This window comes from Kitasatospora sp. NEAU-CNBT7 (genome assembly GCF_057220535.1).
In genome coordinates this window covers 1-25,656 of the sequence record NZ_JBXQQB010000053.1, presented here as the reverse complement: position 1 = coordinate 25,656, position 25,656 = coordinate 1, and the positions used below count along the sequence as shown (strand labels likewise).

20 protein-coding genes are annotated in these 25,656 nt (G+C 74.2%); 8 read left to right on the top strand and 12 right to left on the bottom strand.

Translation table 11 applies throughout. The annotated features are described in order from the left end of the window. Both AC2TEW_RS35995 and AC2TEW_RS35990 read right to left on the bottom strand, forming a co-directional pair. Positions 1-789 (bottom strand): SDR family NAD(P)-dependent oxidoreductase (locus AC2TEW_RS35995; protein ID WP_484627466.1); only part of this gene is annotated, 789 nt, incomplete at its 3' end. Continuing rightward, the gene (locus tag AC2TEW_RS35990; protein ID WP_484627465.1) at positions 786-1,370 is read right to left on the bottom strand and encodes a TetR/AcrR family transcriptional regulator; all 585 of its coding nucleotides are present in this window, start codon (positions 1,368-1,370) and stop codon (positions 786-788) included. The genes AC2TEW_RS35990 and AC2TEW_RS35995, both read right to left, overlap by 4 nt. A 165-nt stretch (positions 1,371-1,535) precedes the next feature. Between AC2TEW_RS35990 and mgrA the strand changes: the two genes are divergently transcribed. After that, entirely contained in the window at positions 1,536-2,576 is a 1,041-nt protein-coding gene (gene mgrA / locus AC2TEW_RS35985) for an L-glyceraldehyde 3-phosphate reductase (RefSeq protein WP_484627464.1), read from the top strand. Between the two features lie 15 nt (positions 2,577-2,591). Here the strand turns inward: mgrA and AC2TEW_RS35980 are convergent, their stop codons facing one another. Continuing rightward, positions 2,592-3,497, bottom strand: a complete 906-nt coding sequence (locus AC2TEW_RS35980; protein ID WP_484627463.1) for a glycoside hydrolase domain-containing protein — start codon at positions 3,495-3,497, stop codon at positions 2,592-2,594. 154 nt (positions 3,498-3,651) lie between these two features. Here AC2TEW_RS35980 and AC2TEW_RS35975 point away from each other — a divergent pair, with 154 nt between their 5' ends. Then, positions 3,652-4,752 (top strand): glycoside hydrolase family 3 N-terminal domain-containing protein, encoded by a 1,101-nt coding sequence (locus tag AC2TEW_RS35975; protein ID WP_484627462.1) that lies wholly within the window; start codon positions 3,652-3,654, stop codon positions 4,750-4,752. 231 nt (positions 4,753-4,983) lie between these two features. Beyond that, positions 4,984-5,655: a DUF4232 domain-containing protein gene (locus AC2TEW_RS35970; protein ID WP_484627461.1), complete on the top strand. Its 672-nt coding sequence runs from the start codon at positions 4,984-4,986 to the stop codon at positions 5,653-5,655. 34 nt (positions 5,656-5,689) lie between these two features. Here AC2TEW_RS35970 and AC2TEW_RS35965 read toward each other — a convergent pair whose 3' ends face one another. Then, positions 5,690-7,258 carry a sigma-70 family RNA polymerase sigma factor gene (locus AC2TEW_RS35965; protein ID WP_484627460.1) on the bottom strand — a complete coding sequence of 523 codons (1,569 nt, stop codon included), beginning with the start codon at positions 7,256-7,258 and terminating at the stop codon, positions 5,690-5,692. A gap of 382 nt (positions 7,259-7,640) precedes the next feature. On the opposite strand from AC2TEW_RS35965, the gene AC2TEW_RS35960 reads away from it, so the two are divergent. The 3 genes from AC2TEW_RS35960 to AC2TEW_RS35950 all read left to right on the top strand — a co-directional run bounded on the left by AC2TEW_RS35960 (position 7,641) and on the right by AC2TEW_RS35950 (position 11,859). Then, positions 7,641-9,014, top strand: coding sequence for a metallopeptidase domain-containing protein (locus AC2TEW_RS35960; protein WP_484627459.1), 1,374 nt, complete (start codon positions 7,641-7,643; stop codon positions 9,012-9,014). Positions 9,015-9,183: 169 nt separating this feature from the next. Next, positions 9,184-10,131 carry a hypothetical protein gene (locus AC2TEW_RS35955; RefSeq protein WP_484627458.1) on the top strand — a complete coding sequence of 316 codons (948 nt, stop codon included), beginning with the start codon at positions 9,184-9,186 and terminating at the stop codon, positions 10,129-10,131. A 192-nt stretch (positions 10,132-10,323) separates the two neighbouring features. Next, entirely contained in the window at positions 10,324-11,859 is a 1,536-nt protein-coding gene (locus tag AC2TEW_RS35950; RefSeq protein WP_484627457.1) for a M28 family metallopeptidase, read from the top strand. A gap of 70 nt (positions 11,860-11,929) precedes the next feature. Here AC2TEW_RS35950 and AC2TEW_RS35945 read toward each other — a convergent pair whose 3' ends face one another. From AC2TEW_RS35945 to asnB, 7 genes are all read right to left on the bottom strand, one after another. Continuing rightward, positions 11,930-12,955, bottom strand: coding sequence for a 6-phosphofructokinase (locus AC2TEW_RS35945; RefSeq protein WP_033825147.1), 1,026 nt, complete (start codon positions 12,953-12,955; stop codon positions 11,930-11,932). A gap of 375 nt (positions 12,956-13,330) precedes the next feature. Then, complete coding sequence (locus AC2TEW_RS35940) at positions 13,331-14,059, bottom strand: type 1 glutamine amidotransferase (RefSeq protein ID WP_484627456.1); 729 nt, start codon at positions 14,057-14,059, stop codon at positions 13,331-13,333. An 80-nt stretch (positions 14,060-14,139) separates the two neighbouring features. Beyond that, positions 14,140-15,402 carry a Mur ligase family protein gene (locus AC2TEW_RS35935; protein ID WP_484627455.1) on the bottom strand — a complete coding sequence of 421 codons (1,263 nt, stop codon included), beginning with the start codon at positions 15,400-15,402 and terminating at the stop codon, positions 14,140-14,142. Positions 15,403-15,701: 299 nt separating this feature from the next. Next, entirely contained in the window at positions 15,702-17,087 is a 1,386-nt protein-coding gene (locus tag AC2TEW_RS35930; protein WP_484627454.1) for a GNAT family N-acetyltransferase, read from the bottom strand. A gap of 94 nt (positions 17,088-17,181) precedes the next feature. Next, on the bottom strand, positions 17,182-18,618 hold the full coding sequence (locus tag AC2TEW_RS35925) for a pyridoxal phosphate-dependent decarboxylase family protein (protein ID WP_484627453.1): 1,437 nt from the start codon (positions 18,616-18,618) through the stop codon (positions 17,182-17,184). A 365-nt stretch (positions 18,619-18,983) separates the two neighbouring features. Next, on the bottom strand, positions 18,984-20,102 hold the full coding sequence (locus tag AC2TEW_RS35920) for a hypothetical protein (RefSeq protein WP_484627452.1): 1,119 nt from the start codon (positions 20,100-20,102) through the stop codon (positions 18,984-18,986). A 168-nt stretch (positions 20,103-20,270) separates the two neighbouring features. Continuing rightward, the gene (gene asnB, locus AC2TEW_RS35915) at positions 20,271-22,130 is read right to left on the bottom strand and encodes an asparagine synthase (glutamine-hydrolyzing) (RefSeq protein WP_484627451.1); all 1,860 of its coding nucleotides are present in this window, start codon (positions 22,128-22,130) and stop codon (positions 20,271-20,273) included. A 163-nt stretch (positions 22,131-22,293) separates the two neighbouring features. On the opposite strand from asnB, the gene AC2TEW_RS35910 reads away from it, so the two are divergent. Then, positions 22,294-22,569 (top strand): hypothetical protein, encoded by a 276-nt coding sequence (locus AC2TEW_RS35910; protein WP_033818515.1) that lies wholly within the window; start codon positions 22,294-22,296, stop codon positions 22,567-22,569. 88 nt (positions 22,570-22,657) lie between these two features. After that, a complete protein-coding gene (gene glmS, locus AC2TEW_RS35905; RefSeq protein ID WP_484627450.1) occupies positions 22,658-24,481 on the top strand; it encodes a glutamine--fructose-6-phosphate transaminase (isomerizing) in 1,824 nt (607 codons plus the stop codon). 43 nt (positions 24,482-24,524) lie between these two features. Here the strand turns inward: glmS and AC2TEW_RS35900 are convergent, their stop codons facing one another. Further along, positions 24,525-25,625, bottom strand: coding sequence for a calcium:cation antiporter (locus AC2TEW_RS35900; protein ID WP_484622056.1), 1,101 nt, complete (start codon positions 25,623-25,625; stop codon positions 24,525-24,527). Positions 25,626-25,656 lie beyond the last annotated feature (31 nt).

Below are 25,656 nucleotides of genomic sequence, written 5' to 3'. Positions count from 1 at the left end.
GGGGGGGAGAGGGGGGGGGGGGGGGGGGGGTGGTGGGGGGGGGGGGCGGGGGGGGGGGGGGGGGGGGGGGGGGGGGGGGCGGACGGCCTGCTCGATCACCTTGGCGACGGTCTCCGGCGGCGCCGAGAGCAGGGCGTTGCGGTAGCCGTCGGCCATCTGCTGGTCGGCGGTGGTGTTGAGGGCGGTGTACGGTCCGGCCGCGGGCGCCGAGCCGGCGAGGGTACGGGCGGCGGTGTCGCCGAACCGGGTGCGGATCAGGCCGGGCTCGATCAGGCTGACCTTGATCCCGAACGGCGCCGCCTCGAACCGCAGGGCGTCGGTGAGTGCCTCCACCGCGTACTTGCTGGCGTGGTAGTAGCCGCCGGCCGGGAAGACGATCCGGCCGCCCATCGAGCCGACGTTGACGATCCGGCCGTGGCCGGCCGCGCGCATGGCGGGCAGCACCAGCTGGGTCATCCGGGCCAGCCCGAAGACGTTGGTCTCGAACTGGCGGCGGACGCCGTCCAGGTCGGTCTCCTCGATGGTGCCGTACTCGCCGTACCCGGCGTTGTTGACCAGCGCGCCGACCACGCCGTGCTCGGCCTCGACGGCCCGGACGGCGGCGGCCATCGACTGCTCGTCGGTGACGTCCAGCGGCAGCACCCGGGCGCCGGCCGCGGCCAGGTCGGCGATCGAGTCGGTGCTGCGGGCGGTGGCCCAGACGGTGAGGTCGCGGCGTTGCAGGAGGCGCTCGGCGGTCGCCCGGCCGATGCCGGAGGAGGTACCGGTGATCAGGACTGCGGTGGTCATGACGGCTCCAGGGAGGTGGTGGGGGAGTGGGCGAGGCCGGTGACCATCAGGCGCACGCCCTGGCGCAGCCGGCGGGCCGGTGCGTCGGGGTCGGTGAGGTCGGCCTCCAGGCCGCGGGTGAAGGCGAGCAGGAGTTCGGCCAGCTCGACCGCCGCGGCTCGGGAGAGGCCGGCCGGGGCGAGGTCGGCGAGCAGCTCGCGCATGGCCGCCTCGTAGGCGGTGATCAGCTCGGCGGACAGCCGGGCGTCGACGCCGAGCAGCTCGGCGGCGTGCGCCGGGCTGTCCTGCCACATCCGCTGGACCAGCCCGAGCTTGCCGGCCAGCGCGGCGGCGAGCCGGTCGGCGGGGTCGTCGGCGGGCCGGGCCGCCGCGGCGCGGGACTCGGCGAGGGCCCGGTCGAGCAGTTGCCCGGCGAGCCGGCGGAAGGCGTCCTCCTTGTTGCGCACGTACTGGTACACCGACGGGCGCGACATCCCCGCCTCGCGGGCGATGTCCTCCATAGTGGTGCGCCGTACGCCGTGGCGGGCGAAGCAGGCGTAGGCCGCGTCCAGGATCAGGGTGACCTTCTCGTCGTCCGACATGCTGACAATGTTTGCACAGAATGTCAGAACGTCAAGGGTCCGGCCTGCGGCTGCCCGGCGAGTCCGGTGGAGCGGGCCGCGCGGCCGTGGTGGACTCCCGTGTCGGGGCGGAATGTCCGGTCCGATATTGTTCTTGCTCGAAACAAATCTCGTCTGGAGGCCTTGATGACCACCGCCCCGTACCGGGCCGCCGAAGAGCGCTACGACGGCTCCATGCGCTACCGCCGCAGCGGCCGCAGCGGCCTGGACCTGCCGGAGATCTCGCTCGGCCTGTGGCACAACTTCGGCGACGACCGCGGCCTCGAGACCCAGCGCGCGATCCTGCGCCGGGCCTTCGACCTCGGCATCACCCACTTCGACCTGGCCAACAACTACGGCCCGCCGTACGGCTCCGCCGAGGCCAACTTCGGCCGCCACCTGGCCGCCGACCTGCACCCGTACCGCGACGAACTGGTGATCTCCACCAAGGCCGGCTACGACATGTGGCCCGGCCCGTACGGCGAGTGGGGCTCGCGCAAGTACCTGACAGCCAGCCTCGACCAGTCGCTGCGCCGGATGGGCCTGGAGTACGTCGACATCTTCTACTCCCACCGCTTCGACCCGCGCACCCCGCTGGAGGAGACCATGGGCGCGCTCGCGTCCGCGGTCCAGCAGGGCAAGGCGCTGTACGCGGGCATCTCCTCGTACAACGCCGAGAAGACCAAGGAGGCGGCGGACATCCTGCGCGGCCTCGGGGTTCCGCTGCTGATCCACCAGCCGTCGTACTCGATGCTCAACCGGTGGATCGAGGACGACGGGCTGCTCGACGTGCTGGAGGCCGAGGGCGCGGGCTGCATCGGCTTCGCGCCGCTCGCCCAGGGCATCCTGACCGACCGCTACCTCTCCGGCATCCCCGCCGACTCGCGGGCCGCCCAGGGCAAGTCGCTCGACCCCGGGGCGATCACCGAGGAGACGCTGCACAAGCTGCGGGCCCTGAACGACATCGCCGCCCGCCGCGGCCAGTCCCTGGCCCAGCTGGCCCTCACCTGGCTGCTGCGCGACCCCCGGATGACCTCCGCCCTGATCGGCGCCTCCTCGGTCGCCCAGCTGGAGGCCAACGTGGCCGCCCTCCAGGGGCCCGCGCTCGGCGACGACGAGATCGCCGAGATCGACCGGTACGCCACCGACGCCGGCCTCAACCTCTGGGCCCGCTCGACCGAGGGCTGAGCACCGCCGGCCGGTTCACCGGCCGCCGCTCCTCCCGGACAGCCCGCTCCTCCCGGACCGGCCGCCCGTCCCGGACTGCCCGCTCCACTCGTCCGACGGCCCGGCGGCGACCGCCACCGGGCCGTCGACCCGGCTGCGGTCGATGCTCAGGGACACCCCGCCCCAGGTCTCCCGCACATCGCCCGCGTACTGGTGGATCCGCCGATGACCGGCCCACAGGTCGTCGGGCAGGCCGCCGCTGCCGCCGGTGTCCTGGCAGCCGTCCCAGCGCGCGTACCAGAGGGCGTCCGGCATCGGGGAGCGACCGGCCCGGGCGGCGGCCGCCAGGTCGCGGACGCCGGAGTCGAGACTGGAGTAGAGGCCGGACAGGTAGCCCGCCCGGTGGAGCTCCTCGGTCCAGCCGGCGGCCGCGTCCGCCACGGTGGCGCCGCAGGCCGGGTCCGCCCCCGGGGCGTACGCCTCGATGTCCAGGTAGACCGGGCTGCCCTCGCCCAGGCCGAGTGCGGCCAGCGCCGCCACCGCCTCGTCGGCCTCCTGCCGGCCCTGCTCCCGGGCGCGGGCCGGGTCGAACTTCGCGGGTTTGCCGGCACTCACGTTGCAGGGAGCCTGCCGGCCGACGTGGGTCGGGATCAGCCGCCACCCCATCGCCTGCACCTCCCGCACCCAGTCGGCCGTCAACTCCGGCTGCTTGCAAGCCCGTTGACTGCCGCTGAGATAGATCCCGACCGCCTCGTACGGCGAGTCGTCCCACCACGTCCGCATCGTCGCCAGCGGCGGCGCGGAACAGGCGTCGAAACCGAGCCCGTCCACCACCTCCACCGGCGGACCGGGCTCCTCGGCCCGTGCGGCGGCGGTCGCCGCGGGCAGCAGCAGGGCCAGGGCGGCCGCGGCGAGGGCGGCCCGTCGGGACAGTCGGCGCATGCCCGCGAGCCTGCGCCATCCGGTCCCGCCCGCCCGGCGGGCACGCCGTACGGCCGGGCGTGTCGCACCCGTACGGCGGGGCGCGTCGCACCCGGCGCCGCCGCGGGTCCGCCGTAGGGTGGCCGGGTCGACGGGGGGTACGAAGGAGAGGTCCGTGCGCGCACCCGTACCCACCCGATGGACCGTCACCGCGCTGGCGCTGCTGCTGGTCGCGGTTGCCGCCGCAGCCGCACCGAGCCCGCCCGCCGGGCCGACGGCGCGACAGCTCGCCGGACAGCGGGTGATCTACTCCTACCAGGGCCTCACCCCGCCGGAGGACCTGCTGGCGGAGATCCGCGGCGGCCGGGCCGCGGGCGTCATCTTCTTCAAGGACAACTACGCGGACGCCCGCCAGTTCGGATCGGCCGTCCGGCAGCTGCGCGAGGCGCGGCGCACCAGCGGCGTCCGGACACCGCTGCTGCTGATGACCGATCAGGAGGGCGGCCCGGTGCGGCGGGTGCCCGGCGCGCCCGAGCTGTCCGCGCGGGCGGTCGGCTCCTCCGCCGACCCGCGGGCCGCGGCGGCCGCGGCCGGGAGCGGCGCCGGGGAGAACCTCGCGGGCCTCGCACTCAACGTCAACCTCGCCCCGGTCCTGGACGTCTACCGGACGCCCGGCAACTTCATCGACCGCAAGGAACGCTCCTTCAGCAGCGACCCGCAGGCGGTCGCCGAACTCGGCAGCACCTTCGTCACCACCCAGCAGCGCACCGGCGTCGCCGCCACCGCCAAGCACTTCCCGGGCCTGGGCGCCGCGGCCACCGCCGAGAACACCGACCTGGCACCGGTCACCCTGCCGGTCGACCGGGCCACCCTGCGGACCGTCGACGAGGCGCCGTACCGGGCCGCCGTCGCCGCCGGGGTGCGCCTGGTGATGCTGTCCTGGGCCGTCTACCCGGCCCTGGACGCCGACCGGCCGGCCGGCCTGTCGCCCGCCGTGGTCCGCCAGGAGCTGCGCGGCCGGCTCGGCTTCCGCGGCGTCACCCTCTCCGACGCCCTGGAGGCGGGCGCACTACGGGACTTCGGCGACACCGGCCACCGCGCGGTGGCCGCCGCCACGGCCGGCGTCGACCTGCTGCTCTGCTCCTCCGGCGACCCCGCCCAGGGCCGCGACGCCACCACCGCCCTCGCCGACGCGCTCACCTCCGGCCGCCTCGACCCCGCCTCCTTCGCCCTCGCCACCCACCGGATCGCCGACCTCCAGGCCCACCTGGACTGACCGGCCCGGCCGACGGACCCGCCCGGCCGCTCGGGCGACCTCGCCGTCGCGGTCCTCCGGCGGGCGGGTGGCCGGTTCGCGGTCGGTGCGGACGGTTTCCAGCCGTACATGTCACAGCACTGTCCCGACGGTGGCCCGGGCGGAACGGTTCGTCCGGGCGGGTGGTCCTGGGTTTCGGAATCCCGCTCGCACCGAGCAGCGGGTGCCGCCAGCTCACCGGAGGAAAACACCGTGCCCGTCCGCAAGTTCGCCTTCGCCGCCCTGGCCGCCTGCGCGGCCCTCTCGCTCAGCGCCTGCCAGGACGACGGTTCGGGCACCGCGCAAGCCGCCCCGACCGCCGCCGCGGCCACGTCCGCCGGCGCCTCCGCCGGCAGCGGGCCGGCCTCGGGCGGTCCGGCTGCGGGCGGTCCGGCTTCCGGTGCTCCGGGGAAGGGCGGCACCTCGCCCGCCACCGCGCCGGCCGGCGCCGCCGGGGGCGGGCAGAGCACCAGGTGCACGACCTCGGACCTGACCATCACCGCCGCCGATCGCACCATCACGGGAGACGCCGAGAAGACCGTCGTGGTCGAGCTGAAGAACCACAGCGGCAAGGACTGCACGCTCTCCGGATACGCGGGCGTGGACCTGAAGACCTCCGCGGGCACGCTGTCCGCGAAGCGCTCCGGCGAGCCGGTCGTCGCGGGCGTCGTGAAGACCGGCAAGTCGACGTACTTCGGCATCAGTTACCCGGCCAACACCTCGGGCGGCTCCGGCGTCCGGATCACCGGTCTGGTGGTGACCCCGCCGGACGAGACCCACCCGGTCACCCTGCCCTGGCCGGGCGCCGGCTCGCTGCCCGTCACCGACGGCAGCGGATCCCCGGTGAAGATCGGCCCGATCGGAAGCGCCGGCCAGGGCGGGTGACCCGCGTGCCCCGGCCGGCGCACGGGCCCGGCACTCAGGCGCCCGGCGGACGCTGCTGCCAGCGGAACGCCTGGCTGTCGTAGTAGTTCTGACTCTGCGTCAGCTGATCGCCGGACCCCGGGTGGTCGGCCTTGGGCCAGTGCTTCAGGCCGAGGAGCAGGCCGCTGGCGGTGTTGACCACCATGCCGTTGTCGCACAGCGTCCAGACCTGGTCCGCGCCGGAGGCCGCGCAGTCCTCCTGGACCAGGGGTGCGCCGTCGGCCGTACTGCCCCCGGTGCCCAGGCAGCGGCCGGTGCCGAGGTTCTTGATGCGGAAGTTGCCGCCGGCGGGAAGCAGGATCCAGGTCTGGCCGGCGCTCCCGTCGCAGTCGCGCTGAGTGCTCGCGCCGCCGGGGTCCGCCTGGGCGCACAGGCCGGTCATGGCGTTGACCATGGCCCGCGAGCCCGCGGGCGACGACGGCGACGCGGCGGACGAGCCCGGGGGAGCGGACGGGGAGGGTGCGGCGGAGGGGGTGGCGGAGGACCGCGCCGCCGGCGGCAGGGCGAAGGCGGCGGCGGGCGTGGCCGGGACGGCCGGGTCCTGGCCCGCGGGCTCCCGCACCGGGGCGGCGGTCGGGGCCGTGGCCGGGTGGGGCGGGTGCGACAGGCTCGGTGCGATGGCGACGGCGGCGACGGTCGCACCCGTGACGGCCGCCGCCGTCCACGCCGCCTTCGCGGTGGCCAGCCGGCGGGCGATCCCGAACTTCGCGGCGACCAGGTGCGCGCCGTGCCCCGCCGTCGACGGCCAGAGGCTGACGGGGTGCCAGAGCAGGATCCCCGCGGGCAGGAGGGCGCCGAGGCGGCCGTTGAGGTCCCGCAGGTCGCGGCTGGCCCGCGCGCAGTCGGCGCAGGACCGGAGGTGGCGGTCGAGGTCGCGGGCGACGCGCTTGTCCGGCCGGCGGACGGAGGCGGCGATCAGCGCGCCGAAGTGCCGGCACTCCTCGTCGGCGGTCTGGTCGAGGTGGGCCCGCAGATAGGCCTCGCGCAGGCCCTCGCGGGCGCGGGCGACCAGGGAGCCGACGCCGCCGGCGGTGATGCCGAGGCGCCGGGCGGTCGCATCGGCGGCCTCGTGCTCGACGACCGCGTGCCACAGCACGGCCTGCCAGCGTTCGGGCAGCGACCGGTAGGCGCGCAGGACGAGCGACACCTCCTCGGCGGCGAGCACGGCCCCCTCCGCGTCGTGGCCTGCGGGCTGGGAGTCGGCCCAGGACTCGAAGTCGTCCGACAGCTGGGTGCGCGCGCCCTCGCGCGCCCAGTCCACGGCGGTGCGGCGGACGCAGGTCAGCAGGTAGGCGCGCCAGGCGTGCTGCGGTCCGGCCCCGGAGACGACCGAACGGTAGGTGCGGGCGAAGGCCTCGGCCGCGAGATCGTGCGCGGTGGCGGCGTCCCGGCAGCAGGTGCGGGCGTAGGCGAGCACGGCCGGGTGGTGACGGGCGAACACCTCGCCCATCACGTCGCGGACGGTCGGCCCCGCCGGGGACGCGGGCTCGCGCAGCAGGACGGCCAGCTGCGCATCGGTCAGCTCGGTCAAATCCGTCCGGGTGTCCGTCGCCAGTACGCGCAACGCCCGCTCCTGTCTGCTCGCCGAGGCCCGGTCGGTCCGGGCCGACGGCCACGTCCGCCGCGCGAGGACGAGCCGCGCCGACCGGATAGCGCGCAAGTGTGCCATGCCCGCCGACCTGCGCGGCAACGGGCGCTCTGCCGCGGACCCGGGTGGACCGGAGCGTCGTGCGGTGCGGGCGCCGGACGGGCGCCGGGTGGGCGGGCTCATCCGCGCACGCACGGCCGGCTCGGGGCAACGCGGAAAACCCACCGGGTAAAGACTTGGCAAAGTCGCGGGTCGCCCGTGCGCCGGCCCGGTCTCCCACTCAGGAACCCACGGTCCGGGGCGCGCTGCCGCCGGCCAGGTCCCCGCACCGACCGACCACCCAGAAGGAGAACGCACAGTGGCCGACCACCGTCCGAGCAGGAACCGGCGCCGCATCGCCGCCACCGGCGCCGCCGCCGCGACCCTCGGCCTGCTCGCCGCACCGGCGTCCGCCGACCCGGCCCCGCAGACCGTCGATCATCGCGCCGTGGTGCTCGTCAACTTTCGCAACCTCGCGCTGGCCGACCCGCAGAAGGCCCACGACCAGGCGGTACGGAACTTCTTCGGGGCCACAGACTCGCTCGCGTCCTACTACGCCGACAACTCCGGCGGACGGCTGAGCATCGTTCCCGCCAAGGGCGACGGCGTCTTCGGGCCGTTCACCATCGACATGGACGACTCCGCGGCCTGCGACACCGGGAAGATGGCGGACCTCGCCCGCAAGGCCATCCCCGATGTGACGTACGACCACATCTCGGTCGTGATGAACACCAAGTTCTGCAGCGAGTGGTGGGGCCTGGGCTCCATGCCGGGCCCCAAGACCTGGTTCCACGAGGGGGCCGTCGGCGACCGGGCGGCCATCGTCCACGAGGCCGGCCACAACCTCGGCTTCGCCCACCAGGAACGGCACCTGTGCCCGGCCGGCACCTTCACGGCCTGCACCGCGGACGGCTACAGCCGCCGGACCCCCATGGGCGCGGGCGGCGAGAAGAAGGGCCTGACCGCGCCGGAGCTGCTGTCCCTGAAGTGGCTCACCGCCCAGCAGGTCACCACGCCCTCGGCCACCGCCTCCGTCCACCTCACCCCGCTGCACGCACCCGGGACGGCCGGCGTGCGCGCCGTCGACCTCCCGCTGGGGACCGGCGGGGACCGCCTCGTGGTCGAGTACCGCACGCCCGACGCGGCCACCGCGGACCGCGACGTCGCCCAGGGCGTGGACGTCTACCAGGTCCCGGGCGGGCACTACGACCGCGCGATCATGATCAGCAACGTCAAGCACGACGACAAGACCGCCGCCGGCTCGTTCACCACCGGCGGTGCCCCGCTCGTCGACACCTCCGCGCACCTGTCGGTCAGCGTCACCGGGGCCACCGCCGCCGGTGCGGATGTCCGCATCCAGTTCGGCGACGACGCCGGCACCCCGCCGACCGGTACGCCCACCACCCCGGCGCCCAGCCCCACGGGCCCGGCCACCGCCACGGCGAAGCCCTCGCACTCCCCGACGCCGACGGCCTCGGCCGGCCCCGACCAGTCGGACGACCACACCGTCATCGGCTCCACCTTCGCCCCCGTCCCCGACGGCACGGCGCCGGGAACCCGGGCCGGCGACGGCGTGCTCGCCTCCACCGGCGGCGGTGCCACCGGCGCGGGCATCATCGGGGCGGCGCTCATCGCCGCCGGCGGCGGCGCCGTCCTGCTGGTCCGCAGGCGCCGCACCCACCGCAAGCACTGACCTCCGACGGGCCGCCGCCCTCTCTGCGCGGCGGCCCGCCACGGGTCGCGGCAGCCAGGGGCGGCGGGCCGGGCCGATCCGCCGGAATGCCGGCCGGACGGGTGATCAAGTCTCTAGGATCATGATCGCTCGAATGACAGTCCGACAGTTCCACCACGGGGGATCCGCCATGTCCGAACACCGCCTCACCCGCAGGGCCCTGATGGCCGGTACCGCCGGTACGGCCGGCGCCGCGCTGCTGGCCGCCGCGCCGGCCGCCCGCGCGGCCGCCGCCGAGGTCCCGCCGCCCAGCCCGTACCAGGTCAAGCCGCCGCACCAGATCGAGGCCGAGACCCTGGTCGAGTACCTGCGCACGCTGCCCTGGGGCACCGAGGCCAACCGCTACAAGCTGGCCGGGCAGTTCCCGGACGACAACTCCGCCGCGGTGTGGGGCGAGCCCGGCCACCCGGAACAGTTCCGGGTGCTGGCGCAGTGCTCCTCGTTCGTCTCGCTGGTGCTGGAGCGCACCTACGGGCCGCGCTCGGCGGCCGAGGAGCAGGACCCGGCCCGCTGGGCGACGAAGCAGTACTTCCGCGACTACTTCGGCACCGAGCCCGGCAAGCTCTTCCCGACCGCGGAGAAGTTCCGGGCGGGCTTCGCCGACGCGGCCGCGATCCCGCACTTCACCGCCGTCACCAAGCCGGTGAACCTGCGTCCGGGCGACTTCGTGGCCTTCGACTACGACGAGGACGCCACCACCACCCCGTACACCGGGCACATCGTGATGATCAGGGAGCGCAAGGGCACCTTGGCCTCGTCGGCGGACGCCAGGGTGGGTGCGGGTGTGGTGCCGTACGTCTTCGAGGTCATCGACTGCACCAGCAACCCGCACGGCAATCCGGCCGCCTCGGCGGGCGCGGAGGCCCTCTACCGGGCGTTCCCCGACACCCGGATCGAGGAGCGTCCGGGTGAGACGCCGGGCTGGAAGGAGTACAACGGCGTCGGCTACGGGCATCTGGTCTTCTACGCGGACGCCACGACCAAGCTGTTCGCCGGGTACCGCTGGGGCGTCAACTCCACGGTGGCGCACCCCGTGAGCGAGCGGCCGATCGCGGCGGCCCGGGTCTACCAGGGCTGAGCCCGGCCGGTCCGCCTCGGCGCCGCCCCGGGATCGCGCCCGGGGCGACGCCGGACGGCAGCGGCGTGAAATCGTCCCCATGGCCGTGTCATGGGGATGTCCATGCCATCTCTTTGCCGGTAGTTTCCCTCCAGCGCCTCCCCGTCCTCGCGTCACCCGACGCACCGTCACGGACCGCCGGAAGGACACGTCTTGAACCGACGACACCGCAGGGCCGCGCGAGCGGCGCTCGCCGCCGCCGCGCTGACCGCCCCGCTGCTGCTGGCCGCCGCCGCACCGGCGTCCGCCACCGCCTCCCGGGCCGACCGGGGCGAGCGGCTGGCCCGGGAACTGGTCCGCAGCAGCGACGCGGACGACGCCTACCGGACCCTGAAGGCCCTGCAGCGGATCGCCGACCGCAACGGCGGCACCCGGGTGGCGGGCTCCCCGGGCCACCGGGAGTCGGCCGAGTACGTCGCCGACCGGGCCCGCCGGGCCGGGCTGAAGGTCTCCCGGCACGAGTTCGACTACGTCTTCGCGCAGACCCTGGCCGAGCACCTCGCGGTGGTCGCGCCCGCCGCCGAGGAGGTCGCGGTCTCGGCCATGACGTACTCGGCGAGCACCCCGGCGGGCGGGCTCACCGCGCAGCTCGCGGCCGTGCCCGAGGACGCCACCAGCGGCTGCGAGGACGGCGACTACGCGCCCGGCGCCTTCACCGGGAAGATCGCGCTGATCCAGCGCGGCGGGTGCACCTTCGCGGTCAAGCAGGCCGCCGCGGCGGCCGCCGGCGCGGTCGGCGCGCTCGTGTACAACAACGCCGACGGCCCGGTCAACGGCACCCTCGGGGACCCGGCCGTCGCCCGCATCCCGACCGGCGGGATCACCCGGGACGCCGGCCGGGCGCTGGCCGCGCGGGCCGCGGCGGGCCCGGTGACCCTCGCCCTGGAGATCCGGACCTTCCACGAGACCCGCCACACCTGGAACGTGATCGCCGAGACCCGCGGCGGCGACGACCGCAACACCGTGGTGGTCGGCGCCCACCTGGACTCCGTCCTCGCCGGGCCCGGCATCAACGACAACGGGTCCGGCTCGGCGGGCATCCTGGAGGTGGCCGAGCAGCTGGCGGGCCACCAGGTCGGCAACAAGGTGCGGTTCATCTGGTGGTCGGCCGAGGAGTTCGGCCTGGTCGGCTCGGAGAAGTACGTCGCCTCGCTGTCCGAGGCGGACCGCGCGAAGATCAAGCTGTACCTCAACTTCGACATGATCGCCTCGCCCAACCCGGTGCGCTTCGTCTACGACGGCGACGACTCCGACCACGTCGGCTCCGGCCCCGGCCCGGCCGGCTCCGCCCAGCTGGAGCGGCGGCTCAACGGCTACCTGGACCGCCGCCACCTCGCCCACGAGGGCAGCGACTTCACCGGCCGCTCCGACTACGGCCCGTTCATCGACGCCGGCATCCCCTCCGGCGGCACCTTCACCGGGGCCGAGGGCATCAAGACCGACGCCCAGGCGGCCCGCTACGGCGGCGTCGCCGGGGTGGCCTACGACCACTGCTACCACCAGGCCTGCGACACCCTCGCCAACCTGGACCGGAAGGTCTTCGCGGTGAACATCGCCGCCATCGCCGACTCGGTCGGCGCGTACGCCTGGGACCTCTCCCCGCTGTCCGTGCCGGTGGCACCCGAGGACACCGCCGGCCAGGGCGGCGACGGCGGCCTGCACGACGGGCACCAGGAGGCCGCGGAGTAGCCCGCGGCCGGGGAACGACGACGGGCCCCCGGCCGCGGGTGCGCGGCCGGGGGCCCGGTCGGACGGTGGATCAGATGACGGTCTCGGCCTCGACGTAGCGCTCGGCCGGGACGGTCTTCAGCTCGGCGACGGCCTCGCCCAGCGGGACCAGCCTGATCTCGGTGCCCTGCAGCGCCGTGATGTGCCCGAACGCACCCTTGTGGGCGGCCTCCACGGCGTGCCAGCCGAACCGGGTGGCCAGCACCCGGTCGTACGCGGTGGGCGTGCCGCCGCGCTGGGTGTGGCCGAGGATCACCGGGCGGGCCTCCTTGCCGAGCCGGTGCTCCAGCTCGCCGGAGAGCTGGGTGGCGATCCCGGTGAACCGCTCGTGCCCGTAGATGTCCCGGGTGCCCTCCTCCCAGTGCATGGTGCCGGGCTCGGGCTTGGCACCCTCGGCGCAGACCACGATGGCGAACTTCTTGCCGCGCTCGAACCGCTCGCGCACCACCTCGGTGAGCTTGTCGATGTGGAACGGCCGCTCCGGCACCACGATCGCGTGGGCACCGGCCGCCATGCCGGCGTTGAGCGCGATCCAGCCGGTGTGACGGCCCATCACCTCGACCACCATGACCCGCTGGTGCGACTCGGCGGTGGTCTTCAGCCGGTCCAGCGCGTCGGTGGCCACCGAGACGGCGGTGTCGAAGCCGAAGGTCACGTCGGTGCAGGCGATGTCGTTGTCGATGGTCTTCGGCACGCCGACCACCGGCAGGCCGCCGTCGCTCATCAGCTTCGCGGCCTTGAGGGTGCCCTCGCCGCCGATCGGGATGACCGCGTCGATGCCGAGGTCCGCGCAGTACCGCTTGGCGCGCTCCACACCGTCGCGCAGGTGGCTCGGCTGGACCCGCGACGAACCCAGTATCGTGCCGCCCTGGGCGAGGATGCCGCTCACCGAGTCGAGGGTCAGCGGACGGTGGGCGCCTTCGAGGAGACCCCGCCAGCCGTCCTGGAAACCGATGATCTCGTCGCCGTGGTCGACCACCCCCCGGTGGACCACGGATCGGATCACGGCGTTCAGGCCGGGGCAGTCACCGCCGCTGGTCAGGACACCAATACGCATTGCTTTGCAACTCCCCAGGGGGCACCCCCAGCCGCCAGGCTGGGGGAGTAACCGGACGGCCGGACGACCACCTCGGTGTCGCCACCGCGGTCGGGCGATTTCGGACATCAGGTCCCGAAATCGACCATTCAGCACAGCATACGGTTCCTGCCTCCGGCCGAGCAGGCACCGGCGCGGGAGCGGCATCGTCGACGCCTCCGCGCGAAACTGCGGCTGGACGCCGAGGAGGGTGTGCGTCCAGCGCTACCTATTCTGTTATGCCGACGGCCACTAGGGCACGGGTGGACCGGATGCTGGTCCTCTCCCGGTCGGTGCGGCCGAGGTCCCGGCGCGGGCCGGGACCTCGGCGGGCTGCGGGGCGGGCCCCGGCGAGGCCTAGGCCGGGCGGCCGGTGGCGGCGATCCGCTCCGCGCGCAGCGCGTCGTACCACGTGGTGTCGGCCGGCGGGAGCGCGTTCACGTCCAGCGCCAGCTTGATCAGCATGTCGGCGACGGCGGGGTTGCGGGCCAGCACCGGACCGTGCAGGTAGGTGCCGAACACGGTGTCCCGCCAGGCGCCCTCGGTGCCGTCGCCGGTGCCGTTGCCCCGGCCGACCTGCACCGAGGCGAGCGGCTTGACGCCCTGGCCGAGGTGGGTGACGCCCTGGTGGTTCTCGAAACCGGTCAGCTGCGGCAGGCCGAGCTGCGGGTCCACGGAGGCCAGCACGTCGCCGACGCACCGGGCGCCCTCGCCGCGGGTGGTCCACACGTCCAGCAGGCCGAGGCCCGCCTCGCGCTCACCGAGGTCGTTGATGAACTCCCGGCCGAGGATCTGGTACCCGGCGCACACCGAGAAGATGATCGCGCCGTTCTCGGCCGCCCGCTGCAGGCCGCCGTCGTTGCGCAGCCGTTCGGCCGCCAGCCGCTGCGGCCGGTCCTCGCCGCCGCCGATCAGGTAGATGTCACCGCTGGTGGGCACCGACTGGTCGGAGCGCACGTCGATCCGGGTGACCCCGAGGCCGCGCTGGCGGGCCCGGCGCTCGACGACCAGGGCGTTGCCGCGGTCGCCGTAGGTGCTCAGGAGGTCCGGGTAGACCCAGACCACCCGCAGGCTGCTCTCGCTCATCCTGGAAGGCCTTCCCTGCTGCTGGGACCCGTACTGCGGGGCCGAACCGAAACCGGGGTTCTGGTAGGAGGGGACGGACATCAGCTCGCCACCGCCTTCCGCAGCTGCTGGAACGCGGTGTAGTTCGCGATGGCCTCGATCCGGCCGGCCGGGGCGACCCGGACGGCCTCCTCCAGCGACTCCACGACCTGGAACTGCAGACCCGCGACCTCCAGCCGGACGGCCAGGTCCAGCTTGCGCTGGCCCATCACGAAGATCGGGTGGCCGGACAGGCGCTCGTAGTCCACGTCCCACAGCCACGAGGTGTCGGTGCCGTCCGCGTCCAGCGCGTTCACCGACAGCACCACCGGGGCGGGCGGGCCGTCGATCAGCGAGAACGTCTCCAGCCAGCCGGCCGGGTTCTTGGCCAGCAGCAGCCGGACGTCGCGGCCGAGGTAGGAGACCACGTCGTAGCGGCCGGCCACCGCGGCGACCGACTGCATCCGCTGCAGCGCGACCTGCGGGGCGACGCCGAACACCGCGGCCACCGCGGCCGAGCTGGTCGCGTTGGCCAGGTTGGCGCGCCCGGGCAGCTGGAGCGTGATCGGCCAGGCGCCGCGGTGCGGGTCGATGACGTGGGTGCCCTGCAGCGCCCAGTGCGGGTTGGGACGGCGGAAGCCGCACTCCTGGCAGAACCAGTCGTCGCCGGGCCGCTGCATCACACCGCCGCAGGACGGGCAGGACCAGGCGTCCTCCTTCCACGCCTGTCCGGCGGCCACCCAGACCACCTTCTTGCAGGAGGAGGCGGCCCAGGTCACCAGCGGGTCGTCCGCGTTCGCGATGATCACCGCGTCGGTGTCCTTCAGGCCCTCGCGCCACTTCTCGGCCATCATCCGGGTCTCGGCGGCGCGGTCCAGCTGGTCGCGGGAGAGGTTCAGCAGCGCTATGGCCTTGGGACGGGTGTCCCGGGCGACCATCGGCAGGTACTTCTCGTCGACCTCGATCACACCGAACTTCGCCTCGCCGCCGCCGGCCAGCGCGGCCGTGATGCCGGCCGGCATGTTGGCGCCGAGCGCGTTGGAGACGACCGGGCCGGCGGCGCGCAGCGCCTCGGCGATCAGCCGGGTGGTGGTGGTCTTGCCGTTGGTCGCGCTGACCAGGACCACGTCGAGGTTCTCGGCGAGGGTGGCGAGGAGGTCGGGGTCCAGCTTGAGGGCTACCTTGCCGCCGATCACCGAGCCACTGCCGCGGCCCGCCTTCTGGGAGAGGGCAGCGGCCATCCGGCCGGCCGTCACGGCGATCTTGGCGCGGGCGGGCAGCGAGGCGTCGCGCGCGCCCGTGGCTTCCGAATCGGTGCCTGGCATGCTCAGTGGTTCCTCCTTGCTGCGGCACCACCCGGGTCGAGCAGTGACCGTCGGGCGGTGGGGACGGGGCCAGCCTACCCACTCCGCACGGCCGGGATGATCCCCGGACCCGGTGCGGCCTGCCGCGAGTGCCGTTCCGAACGCTTCCGGGGGCCGGTGGACGGTTCCTCGCGCGGTTCCCCGCGCCCCTCGGAGGTGCCGGGCCGGAGCCGGGGGCATCTCGCGGGGGCACGGGGAACCGCGCGAAGGGTGGGCAGGAGAGGTGCCCCCTTCCCGGGGCGCTCGGGCCCCGCCGAAGGTCAGCGGCGGGGGCGGGTGGGCCAGGGGGTGGGGAGCTGCTCGGTGGCCTCGGAGAGGTGGGCCGTGATGACCAGGGTGCCGTCCTCGACCTGGTAGTCGAGGGGGGCGGACAGCCGCCGCATGGTGGCGATCAGCCCGCCGTTGGAGGCGTGGGTGACGGCGTACACGGTGGGCACGCCCGCCTCCAGCGCCAGCGCGGCCATCCGGCGGAGCAGGTCGACGCCGAGGCCGCGCCGCTGCCAGTCGTCCTCGACCAGCAGGGCGACCTCCGCCCCCTCGTCGTCCCAGAGCAGGTGCGCGAGCGCGACGATCCGGCCGTCCTGGGTCTCCACCGCCAGGGTCTGCCCGTGGCGCGGGTCGAGCAGGTGGTCGAGGTAGCGGTCGGCGTCCCGGACCGGCCCGTGGTAGCGCTTGCGCAGGGTGTCCGGGGAGCAGCGGTGGTGCATCTCGAGGGCCGCGGCCTTGTCGGCCGGTTCGGCCCGGCGGACGGTGAGGTCGGCCCCGGCGGGCAGGGTGAGCCGGGCCTCGACCTTGGGCACCCGGGGGCCGAGCAGGCTGTCCAGCTCGACCAGGGCCTGGGCGCGGGCGAACTCGGTCGGGGTGAAGGGAAGGTGCGGCCGGGTGAGTTCGATCAGGTCACCGCCGGGTACCGGCAGCCGCATCACGTGGCCGGCCACGCCGGCCGGGGTGGCCGCGCCGAGCGCCGGGTACTGCCGGATCGTGCACCGGCCGAACAGCTGGCGCAGCGCGACCGGCAGCTCCGCCGCGTCCAGGGCGGTCCGGGTGGCGAGCGCGAGGACGTGGGTCGGCCCGTCCACCAGGTCGTGGGCGTCGGCCCGGTCGGTCCAGATGTCGTGCCCGCCGGCCGCGGCCACGGCGGCGGTGAGCTCGGCCCGGCCGAGGGGCTGCGGGGCCCGGACGAAGAACTCGTCGACGGTGCCGGTGGGCAGCGGGTGCGCCTGCATGGAGACGATGTTGACCCCGTGCCCGGCCAGGGCGGTGCAGATCCGCGCCAGGCTGCCGGGGGAGTCCTCGACGGTGGCGCGGATCCGCCAGAGCGTGCTGGCCCGGTACGCGTCCAGCGGGCCGGTCACCTCGGCCCCGCCGGGCGGCGCCGGGGTGTCGGGCGCGGGCGGCCCGTGCGGGTGCCGGTGCGCCCACCAGCTGTGGAACAGCGCCGTGGCGAGCAGTGCGGCGGCCGAGACGGCGAGCAGCACCGGGCCGTCGTGGCCGTGCACCACGACGTTGGCCACCAGGTCGGCCGCGGCGACGGCGACGAACACCGCCGCCAGCTCGACGGTGTCTCTGCGCCAGCCGTGCCGGCGGGCGCCGCGGCGCTGTGCGCGGGAGGGGGCGGAGGGCTGGGTGTGCGAGGAAACGTCCATGCCGTCATGGTGTCGCGCCGGTGTTTCACGATCACGAATCCCCCGTGACCTGTCGGTTAATGTCCTTGAATCGGTGCCCGGTGGCCGAGAGTGGTCAGCCGGTCACCGGACGGTCCGTCAGTTCGGCTCCGGCGGACCGCACTTCGGCGAGCAGCAGCCGCAGGTCGTCCTCGGTGGTGGCGGCGTTGAGAAGGCAGGCCCGGAGCATCTCCCGCCCGCCCAGCAGGGCTCCCGTGACGAAGACCCGCCCGCGCTGCTGGACGGCGGCGGGCAGGCGCGCGTTGAGCGCGTCGAGTTCCTGCTCGGTGAGTCCGGCGGGCCGGTGGCGGAACGCCACGATGGAGGTCTCCACCGGGGCCAGCAGTTCGAGCTCCGGGTCGGCCTCGACCAGGGCGCCGAGGCGGCGGGCCAGCGCGGTGCAGCGGGCGACGTCGGCGCTGATGCCGGCCCGGCCGCGGTGCGCGATGGTCGCCCAGACCTTCAGCGAGCGGAACGGGCGGGTCTGCTCCATGCCGTACTCGGAGAACCAGCCGAGCTCGCCCGCCGAGTCGTCGCGCAGGTAGGACGGCACCAGGCTGAAGGTGGACCGCAGCGCCTCGGTGTCGCGGACCAGGGCGCAGCCGCAGTCGACCGGTACGCCGAGCCACTTGTGCGGGTCGAGGGCGAGCGAGTCGGCGCGGTCCATGCCCGCGTAGCGGTGCGCGACGGCCGGGTCCAGCACGCCGAAGGCCCCGTACGCGCCGTCGACGTGCAGCCAGAGGTCCTCCTCGGCGCACAGGTCGGCGATCGGGTGGAACGGGTCGACGGCCCCGGTGCCGACGGTGCCGGCCGAGGCGACCACCAGGAACGGCAGGCGGCCGGCCGCGCGGTCCTCGGCGACGGCGGCCCGCAGGGCGGCGGTGTCCAGCCGGCCCTCGTGGTCGGTGGCGACGGTCCGCAGGTGCCGGCTGCCGAGGCCGAGCAGTTCGGCGGCCTTGCGGACGCAGGAGTGGGTCTCGCCGGTGACGTAGCCGACCATCGGCGGCAGCCCGGTCAGGCCGTCCTCGCGCAGGTCGTGGCCGATCCGGCGGGCGGCCCGCTGCCGGGCGGCGGCCACGCACAGGATGGTGGCCATCGAGGTGCCGGAGGTCAGGATGCCGCCGCCGGGCGGGTGCGGGAAGCCGACCAGTTCGGCGATCCAGCGGACCACGGCCCGCTCCAGGTGGACGTCGGCGTGGTCGCCGCCGGCCGAGCTGGGGTTCATGGCGGAGGCCGCGAGGGTGGCGAGCACGCCGGCGGGCTGCGGGGCGGAGTTCACCCAGCCGAAGAAGCGGGGGCTGCCGTTGCCCATCGGCGCGGGCATCACCTGCTCGCCGATCACGCCGAGCAGGTCGGTGAGGCCGGTGCCGTGCTCGGGCAGTTCCAGCTCCAGCAGTGCCTGCCGGTCTGCCGGGTCCATCGGCTGCCAGACGGGGCGGTCCGGCAGCGCGTCGAGGTAGTCGGAGACCAGCTCGGCGGCGGTACGGGCGGCACTGCGGAAGTCGTCGCTCACGGTGGTGCTCCATCAGGGTGCAATGGCGGCGCGACTTCCTCGGCGCACCCGGCTCGCCACGATCGTACGCCCCGCCCGCACCCGTACCCGGACCCAGGCCCGCCCCCCGCACCGGGCTTCCGAACCCCGGCCCTCCCCTCCGCCCCGGGGCCCCACGCCTGCACCGGCTCCCGAACCCCGGCCCACCCCTCCGCCCCGGGGCCCACGCCCGCACCCGCTCCCGAACCCCGGCCCCGCGCCCGCGAGCGAGCCAAAGGGCGCGCCGACGCCGAAAGCGAGAAGGGCCAAGGCCCCGACGGAGGAGGGGTCGCAGCGCCCGCCGAGTGTCGGCGTCGGACCGAGAGCGCCCGGCGGCGAGCCGAGCCTTAATCAAGCGTGTTGGACAGCCCGCCCGCCGTGCGGCAGTAGCCCGCGATCTCCTTGTTGGTGATCTTCGCGCAGAGCCGGCCGGCTGCGCCGGCGTCGGTGTAGTTGACGGTGTAGTAGCTGACCAGGCCCTGGGCGCAGGCCTGCCGCTGCCAGGCGTCGGCGGCGGTGGCGCACTGGTTGGCCGCCCAGTCCTCGCGGTCCAGGTTGTACTTCATGGTGCGGGAGCCGACGCCGCGGCTGCAGTCGTTGGCGCCGCCGCTGGCCTTGGCGTTGAGGCACCACTTGAGGGCGTCGGCGAAGGCCTCGGGGTGGTTGGCGTAGTCGTGCGAGCTGAGGTAGAAGGTCGGCGCGTAGAAGAAGCAGGCCGACTGGAACAGGGCGGGCTGTTCCGGGCAGGGGTAGAGGGGTTCCTTGGCGAGCTGGTCGGCCGGGAGGTTGGCCTTGGCCTTCTCGTCCTCCTCGTCGGGGGCGAAGAGCTGCATGAAGACGCCCTCGGAGCAGGTGATCCGGCGGCTGTCGGTGGGGAACTTGTTGCACAGCGCGCGGGCGGCCGGGATGTCCTGCTTGGTGACGAACATGATGCCGTGGCCGATGCCGTGGATGCAGGGGCCGGTGTTCTTGGGCGCGCAGAGGGTGAGGATGTCCTGCTCGGGGGTCTTGGAGTTGGCCAGCATCTCCTCGACGGCGCCGTGCAGGTAGCCGGCCGCGCAGGTCTCGTGCGGGAAGGAGATGACCTTCTGGAAGTCCTGCTGGTAGCGCAGCACCGCCGCGTGGCCGAGCTCGTGCGCGATCGGGTGGCAGAACCGCACGGTGTACGGCTTGTCCTTGCTGATCTTGTCGAGGTCGGCCAGGGCCACGCCGGGGTCGGTGGCCTCCATCTCGGCCATCAGCTTGTTGCGCAGCGTGCTGCGGGTCCAGACCGCCGGGTCGCCGGTGGGGGCCGCGGACGCGGGCGGCGCCCCCGCGCCGGTGGCCGGGTTGCCGCCCGCCTGGCCCGGGCCGGCGACCGAGGCCACCGGCAGGGCCGAGGGGTTCCAGTCGGTGAGCGCCACCGCGCCGAGCCCGAGCGCGCCGAGCAGGACGGCGGTGATGATCGCGAATACTCGCGGGTGCATGGCAGGGTCCCCCGGTGGTCGGACGCGGACGGCGGGCGCTCCCATCCTGGCCGCCCCGGGCCGGGAATCGCGGCTGCTGGGCGGCCATTCGGGATGGTTTCGGCCCAACGGCCCAACGGCCGGCCGGGTCGGCGCGGTCCCGTCCCCCGGTACCCCGCGCACACCGTCTCACAACATCAGCGCCACATGGTACTTCCTCAGCCAGGCGTCGAGGTCGAGGGCCAGTTCGGTGCCCTGCCGGTTGGCCTGCGGGTCGGTTCCGGGCCGCAGGGCGTCGGTGACCGCCTTCGGGTCGAGCAGGCCGAACACGGGTGCGCCGGCGTCGTCGGTCAGGGCGGCCAGGCCCTGCCGCAGGGCCAGCGGGTAGCGGGGGTCCTGGGTGGCCGGGTACGGGCTCTTGACCCGGTCGGCGACCGCCTCCGGCAGCAGGTCGCGGACGGCGGCGCGCAGCAGGCTCTTCTCCCGCCCGTCGAAGGTCTTCATCGACCAGGGCGCGTTGAAGACGTACTCGACCAGGCGGTGGTCGCAGAACGGCACCCGGACCTCCAGGCCGCTGGCCATCGACAGCCGGTCCTTGCGGTCCAGCAGCAGCCGGACGAAGCGGGTCAGGTGCAGGTACGAGATCTCCCGCATCCGGCGCTCGGTCCGGTCGGCGCCGGGCAGGTGCTCGACCTCGGCGAGGGCCTGCCGGTAGCTGTCGGCCCGGTAGGTGGCCAGGTCGAGGGCCTTCAGCAGGTCGGGGGAGAGCAGGGCGGTGGGGCCGAGGCTGCCGGAGCCGTTCAGGACGTCGAGTGCGGCGATCCAGGGGAAGGCGGGGGCGGCGACCACCTCGGGGACGTGGAACCACTGGTAGCCGCCGAAGAGCTCGTCGGCGGACTCGCCGGACAGCGCGACCGTGGAGTGCTCGCGGATGGCGCGGAACAGCAGCAGCAGGGAGGTGTTCACGTCGCCGAAGCCGATCGGGAAGTCCCACGCGCGCAGCGTCTCGGACCGGGTGCGTTCGGCGGTCAGCGCGGCGCTGTCCAGCTCCACCACCCGGTGGTCGGCGCCGACGTGGTCGGCGACCATCCGGGCGTACGGGCCGTCGGGGGTGGCGCGCAGCGGTTCGGCCCGGAAGTTCTCGCTCTGGCCGGTGTAGTCGACGGCGAAGGAGCGGACCGGTCCGGCGCCGGACTCCCGCAGGGCGGCGGCGGCCAGGGCGGTGACGGCGCTGGAGTCGAGGCCGCCGGAGAGCAGCGAGCACAGCGGGACGTCCGCGATCAGCTGGCGGCGGACGATGTCGGTGAGCAGCTCGCGGACGGTCGCGATGGTGGTGGGCAGGTCGTCGGTGTGCTCGTGGGCCTCGAGCGACCAGTACCGGCGGGTGGTCAGGCCCTCGCGGCGGACGTGCACCACGTGGCCGGGCAGGACCTCGCGCATGCCGCGGTAGACGGCGTGGCCGGGGGTCTTGGTGAAGGCGATGAGTTCGCGCAGGCCGTCCAGGTCGACCTCGGGCCGGACCTGGGGGTGGGCGAGCAGCGCCTTGAGCTCGGAGCCGAAGAGCACGCCGTCGGGGGTGCGGTGGAAGTACAGCGGTTTGACGCCCATCCGGTCGCGGACCAGCAGCAGCTCCTCGGCGCGGGGGTCCCACAGGGCGAAGGCGTACATCCCGTTCAGCCGTTCGGCGCAGTGCTCGCCCCACTGGAGGTAGGCGCGCAGCACCACCTCGGTGTCGCTGCGGGTGCGGAAGCGGTGGCCGGCGGCCTCGAGTTCGGCGCGCAGCTCGCGGTGGTTGTAGACCTCGCCGCTGTAGGTCAGGACGGCGAGGGTGCGGCCGTCCTGTTCGGCGGTCATCGGCTGGGTGCCGCCCTCGATGTCGATCACGGCGAGCCTGCGGTGGCCGAGCGCGGCGTGCGGCGTCAGGTGGACGCCGCCGGCGTCCGGGCCCCGGCAGGCCATGGTCGCGGTCATCGCGTCCAGGACGGCGCGGGCCGTGGTGTCGGTGGTCAGGTCACGGTCGAAGGCCACCCAGCCGGTGATCCCGCACATATCAGCACATCCCCTGACGGTAGTTTGATGTGTACGGACAGTGACGTTACGCCGGGTGGGTGAACAGATCAATGGGGTGTGCAGCTGCTGAATGTCTGAAGATCTGCCCGATTTCGGGCAGGATTCTTGGTGAACGCCGGATCGGCGCCTAGGCTCCCTTCTCGTGTCCGCCTCGCCCCACCCCCACGAAGACCTCCTGGCGCACCTCACCCGGATCACCCCGCTGGGGCCCGGCGAGGCCGCCCGGGTGGTCGCCGAGGTGCTGGCCTACTTCTCCGAACCCGTCGAGGAGTACGTCCGCCGCCGCCACGGGGAGCTGCAGGCGCGCGGGCTGACCAACGACCAGATCTTCACCCGGGTCGGCGCCGAACTCGCCGTCCGCCGGGTCGCGGCACCCGAGCTGTCCGCCCGGCAGCTGCGCCGCATCGTCTACGGCTGAGCCCTCCGGCCGGTCCCACCCGACCTGCTGCACCCGATCCACTGCACCCGAGCATCGACGCAGTCGAGCAGAACCCTAGGAGCCCGAAATGTGCGGAATTGTGGCCTACATCGGCCCGAAGGACGCCACCGCCTTCCTGCTGGAGGGCCTGCAGCGGCTGGAGTACCGCGGCTACGACTCGGCCGGCGTCGCCGTCGCCGCCAAGAACGCGCTCAAGGTCTGCAAGGTCAAGGGCCGGGTCGCCGACCTCGCCGCCGCGGTACCCGCCCGCTTCAAGGGCACCACCGGCATCGGCCACACCCGCTGGGCCACCCACGGCGTGCCCAGCGACGCCAACGCGCACCCGCACACCGACGTCAGCGAGCGGATCGCCGTCGTCCACAACGGCATCATCGAGAACGCCGACCAGCTGCGCGCCCTGCTCGCCGCCGACGGCGTGGTCTTCACCTCCGAGACCGACACCGAGGTGCTCGCCCACCTGGTCGCCGCGCACAGCGGCGAGGGCGTCGAGCTGGAGGACGCGGTGCGTGCCGCGCTGGGCCAGATCGTCGGCACCTACGGCATCGCCGTGCTGGACTCCCAGCAGCCCGACCGGATCGTGGTCGCCCGCAACGGCAGCCCGATCGTGCTCGGCCTCGGTGAGAAGGAGATGTTCGTCGCCTCCGACGTCGCCGCGCTGGTCCGCTACACCCGCCAGGTCGTCCACCTGGAGGACGGCGAGCTCGCCACCGTCCGCGCCGACGGCTTCCGCACCTTCACCGAGGACGCCCGCACCGTCACCCGCCAGCCGTCCACCGTGGACTGGGAGGTCGCCTCCTACGACACCGCCGGCTACCAGCACTACCTGCTCAAGGAGATCCACGAGCAGCCCGCCGCCGTCGAGCGCACCCTCAGCGGCCGCCTCGACGAGCGCTTCGCCACCGCCCACCTCGGCGGCCTCAACCTGGACGCCCGCGAGCTGCGCGAGATCCGCCGGGTCAAGATCCTCGGCTGCGGCTCCGCCTACTACGCCGGTGAGATGGGCGCCCAGCTGATCGAGGAGCTGGCCCGGATCCCCGCCCACAGCGAGCCCGCCTCCGAGTTCCGCTACCGCAACCCGGTGATCGAGGCCGACACCCTGTACGTCGCGGTCAGCCAGTCCGGCGAGACCTACGACACGCTCGCCGCCGTCCAGGAGATCAAGCGCAAGGGCGGCCGCGTCCTCGGCGTCGTCAACACCGTCGGCAGCGCCATCGCCCGCGAGTGCGACGGCGGCATCTACCTGCACGCCGGTCCGGAGATCTCGGTCGCCTCCACCAAGGCGTTCACCTCCACCGTGATCGCGTTCGCGCTGCTGGCCCTGCACTTCGGCCGGATCCACGACCTCTCCCCGGCCGACGGCCGGCGCATCGTCGCCGGGCTCAAGGCCCTCCCCGACCACATCCGGGAGATCCTCAAGCAGGAGGAGCAGATCGCCGAGCTGGCCGCCGCGTACGCCGACAACGCCGGGATGATGTTCATCGGCCGCACCCGCGGCTACCCGGTCGCCCGGGAAGGCGCGCAGAAGCTCAAGGAGATCTCCTACGTCCACGCCGAGGCGTACCCCGCCAGCGAGCTCAAGCACGGCCCGCTCGCACTGATCAGCCCCGAGCTGCCCACCGTCGCCCTGGTGCCCGACGACGAGCTGCTGGACAAGAACCTCACCACCCTCGGCGAGATCAAGGCCCGCTCCGGCCGAATCCTCGCCATCGCCCACCGCACCCCCGAGGCCAAGCTGATCGACCACTGCCTGGTGGTGCCCAAGAGCGAGCCCGAGCTCGACCCGCTGCTGCTCAACATCCCGCTCCAGCTGCTCGCCTACTACGCGGCGCTGGCGCTCGGCCGGGACGTCGACAAGCCGCGCAACCTGGCCAAGAGCGTCACCGTCGAGTAGCCCGCGCCATCCCGCCCGCGCCGCCGTGCCCCGGTGCCCGCCGTCACGGACTGACGGCGAGCACCAGGTACGCGGCCAGGATCGCCAGGTGGACGCCGCCCTGCAGCGGGGTCGCCCGCTGGGGGGTGACGGTCAGCGTGCCGACGGCGACGGTCAGCGCGAGCAGCACCATGTGGGTGGCCCCGAGGCCCAGCAGCAGCGGGCCGGACAGCCAGGCCGAGGCGACCGCGACGGCCGGGATGGTCAGGCCGATGCTGGCCAGGGCCGAGCCGAGCGCCAGGTTGAGGCTGGTCTGCACCTGGCCGCGGGAGGCGGCCCGCACCGCGGCGATGGTCTCCGGGAGCAGCACCAGCAGGGCGATCACCACCCCGACCACGGCGGCCGGCAGGCCCGCGGCCGCCACCCCCCGCTCGATGGTGGGGGAGACGCCCTTGGCGAGGCCGACCACCGAGGTCAGCGCGACCGCGAGCAGGGCCGCCGAGGCGAGGGTGGTGCGCTGCGTCGGGCGGTCGCCGTGGTCGGCCGGGTCGAGCAGGTCGCCGGCGGGGGTGACCGGCAGGAAGTACTCGCGGTGGCGGACCGTCAGGGTGGCGACGAACAGGCCGTACAGCACGATCGAGGCGCTCGCCGCGTAGACCAGCTGGGTCGGGTTGAACTGCGGGCCCGGGGTGCTGGTGGTGAAGGTCGGCAGCACCAGGCTCATGGTGGCCAGGGTCGCGATGGTGGCGAAGGCGGCTCCGGTGCCCTCGGAGTTGAAGACCGCGACCCGGTGCTTGAGCGCGCCGACCAGGATGCACAGCCCGAGGATCCCGTTGCAGGTGATCATCACGGCGGCGAAGACGGTGTCCCGGGCGAGGCCCGCGCTCTTGTCGCCGCCGTCGGCCATCAGCGTGACGATCAGGGCGACCTCGATCACGGTCACCGCGACGGCCAGCACCAGCGACCCGAACGGCTCACCGACCCGGTGCGCGATCACCTCGGCGTGGTGGACCGCCGCGAGCACCGCCCCGGCCAGGAAGCAGGCCACCACCGCCACCACCGGGCCCGGCAGCGAACGCTTCCAGGTCAGCAGCAGCAGGACCAAAGCCAGCACCGGCACCACGGTGGTCCACTGCGCGGCGAGCGGGCGGATCCGAGTGATCATGCCGTCGAGCTTGGCAGACCGGCGACCCCCG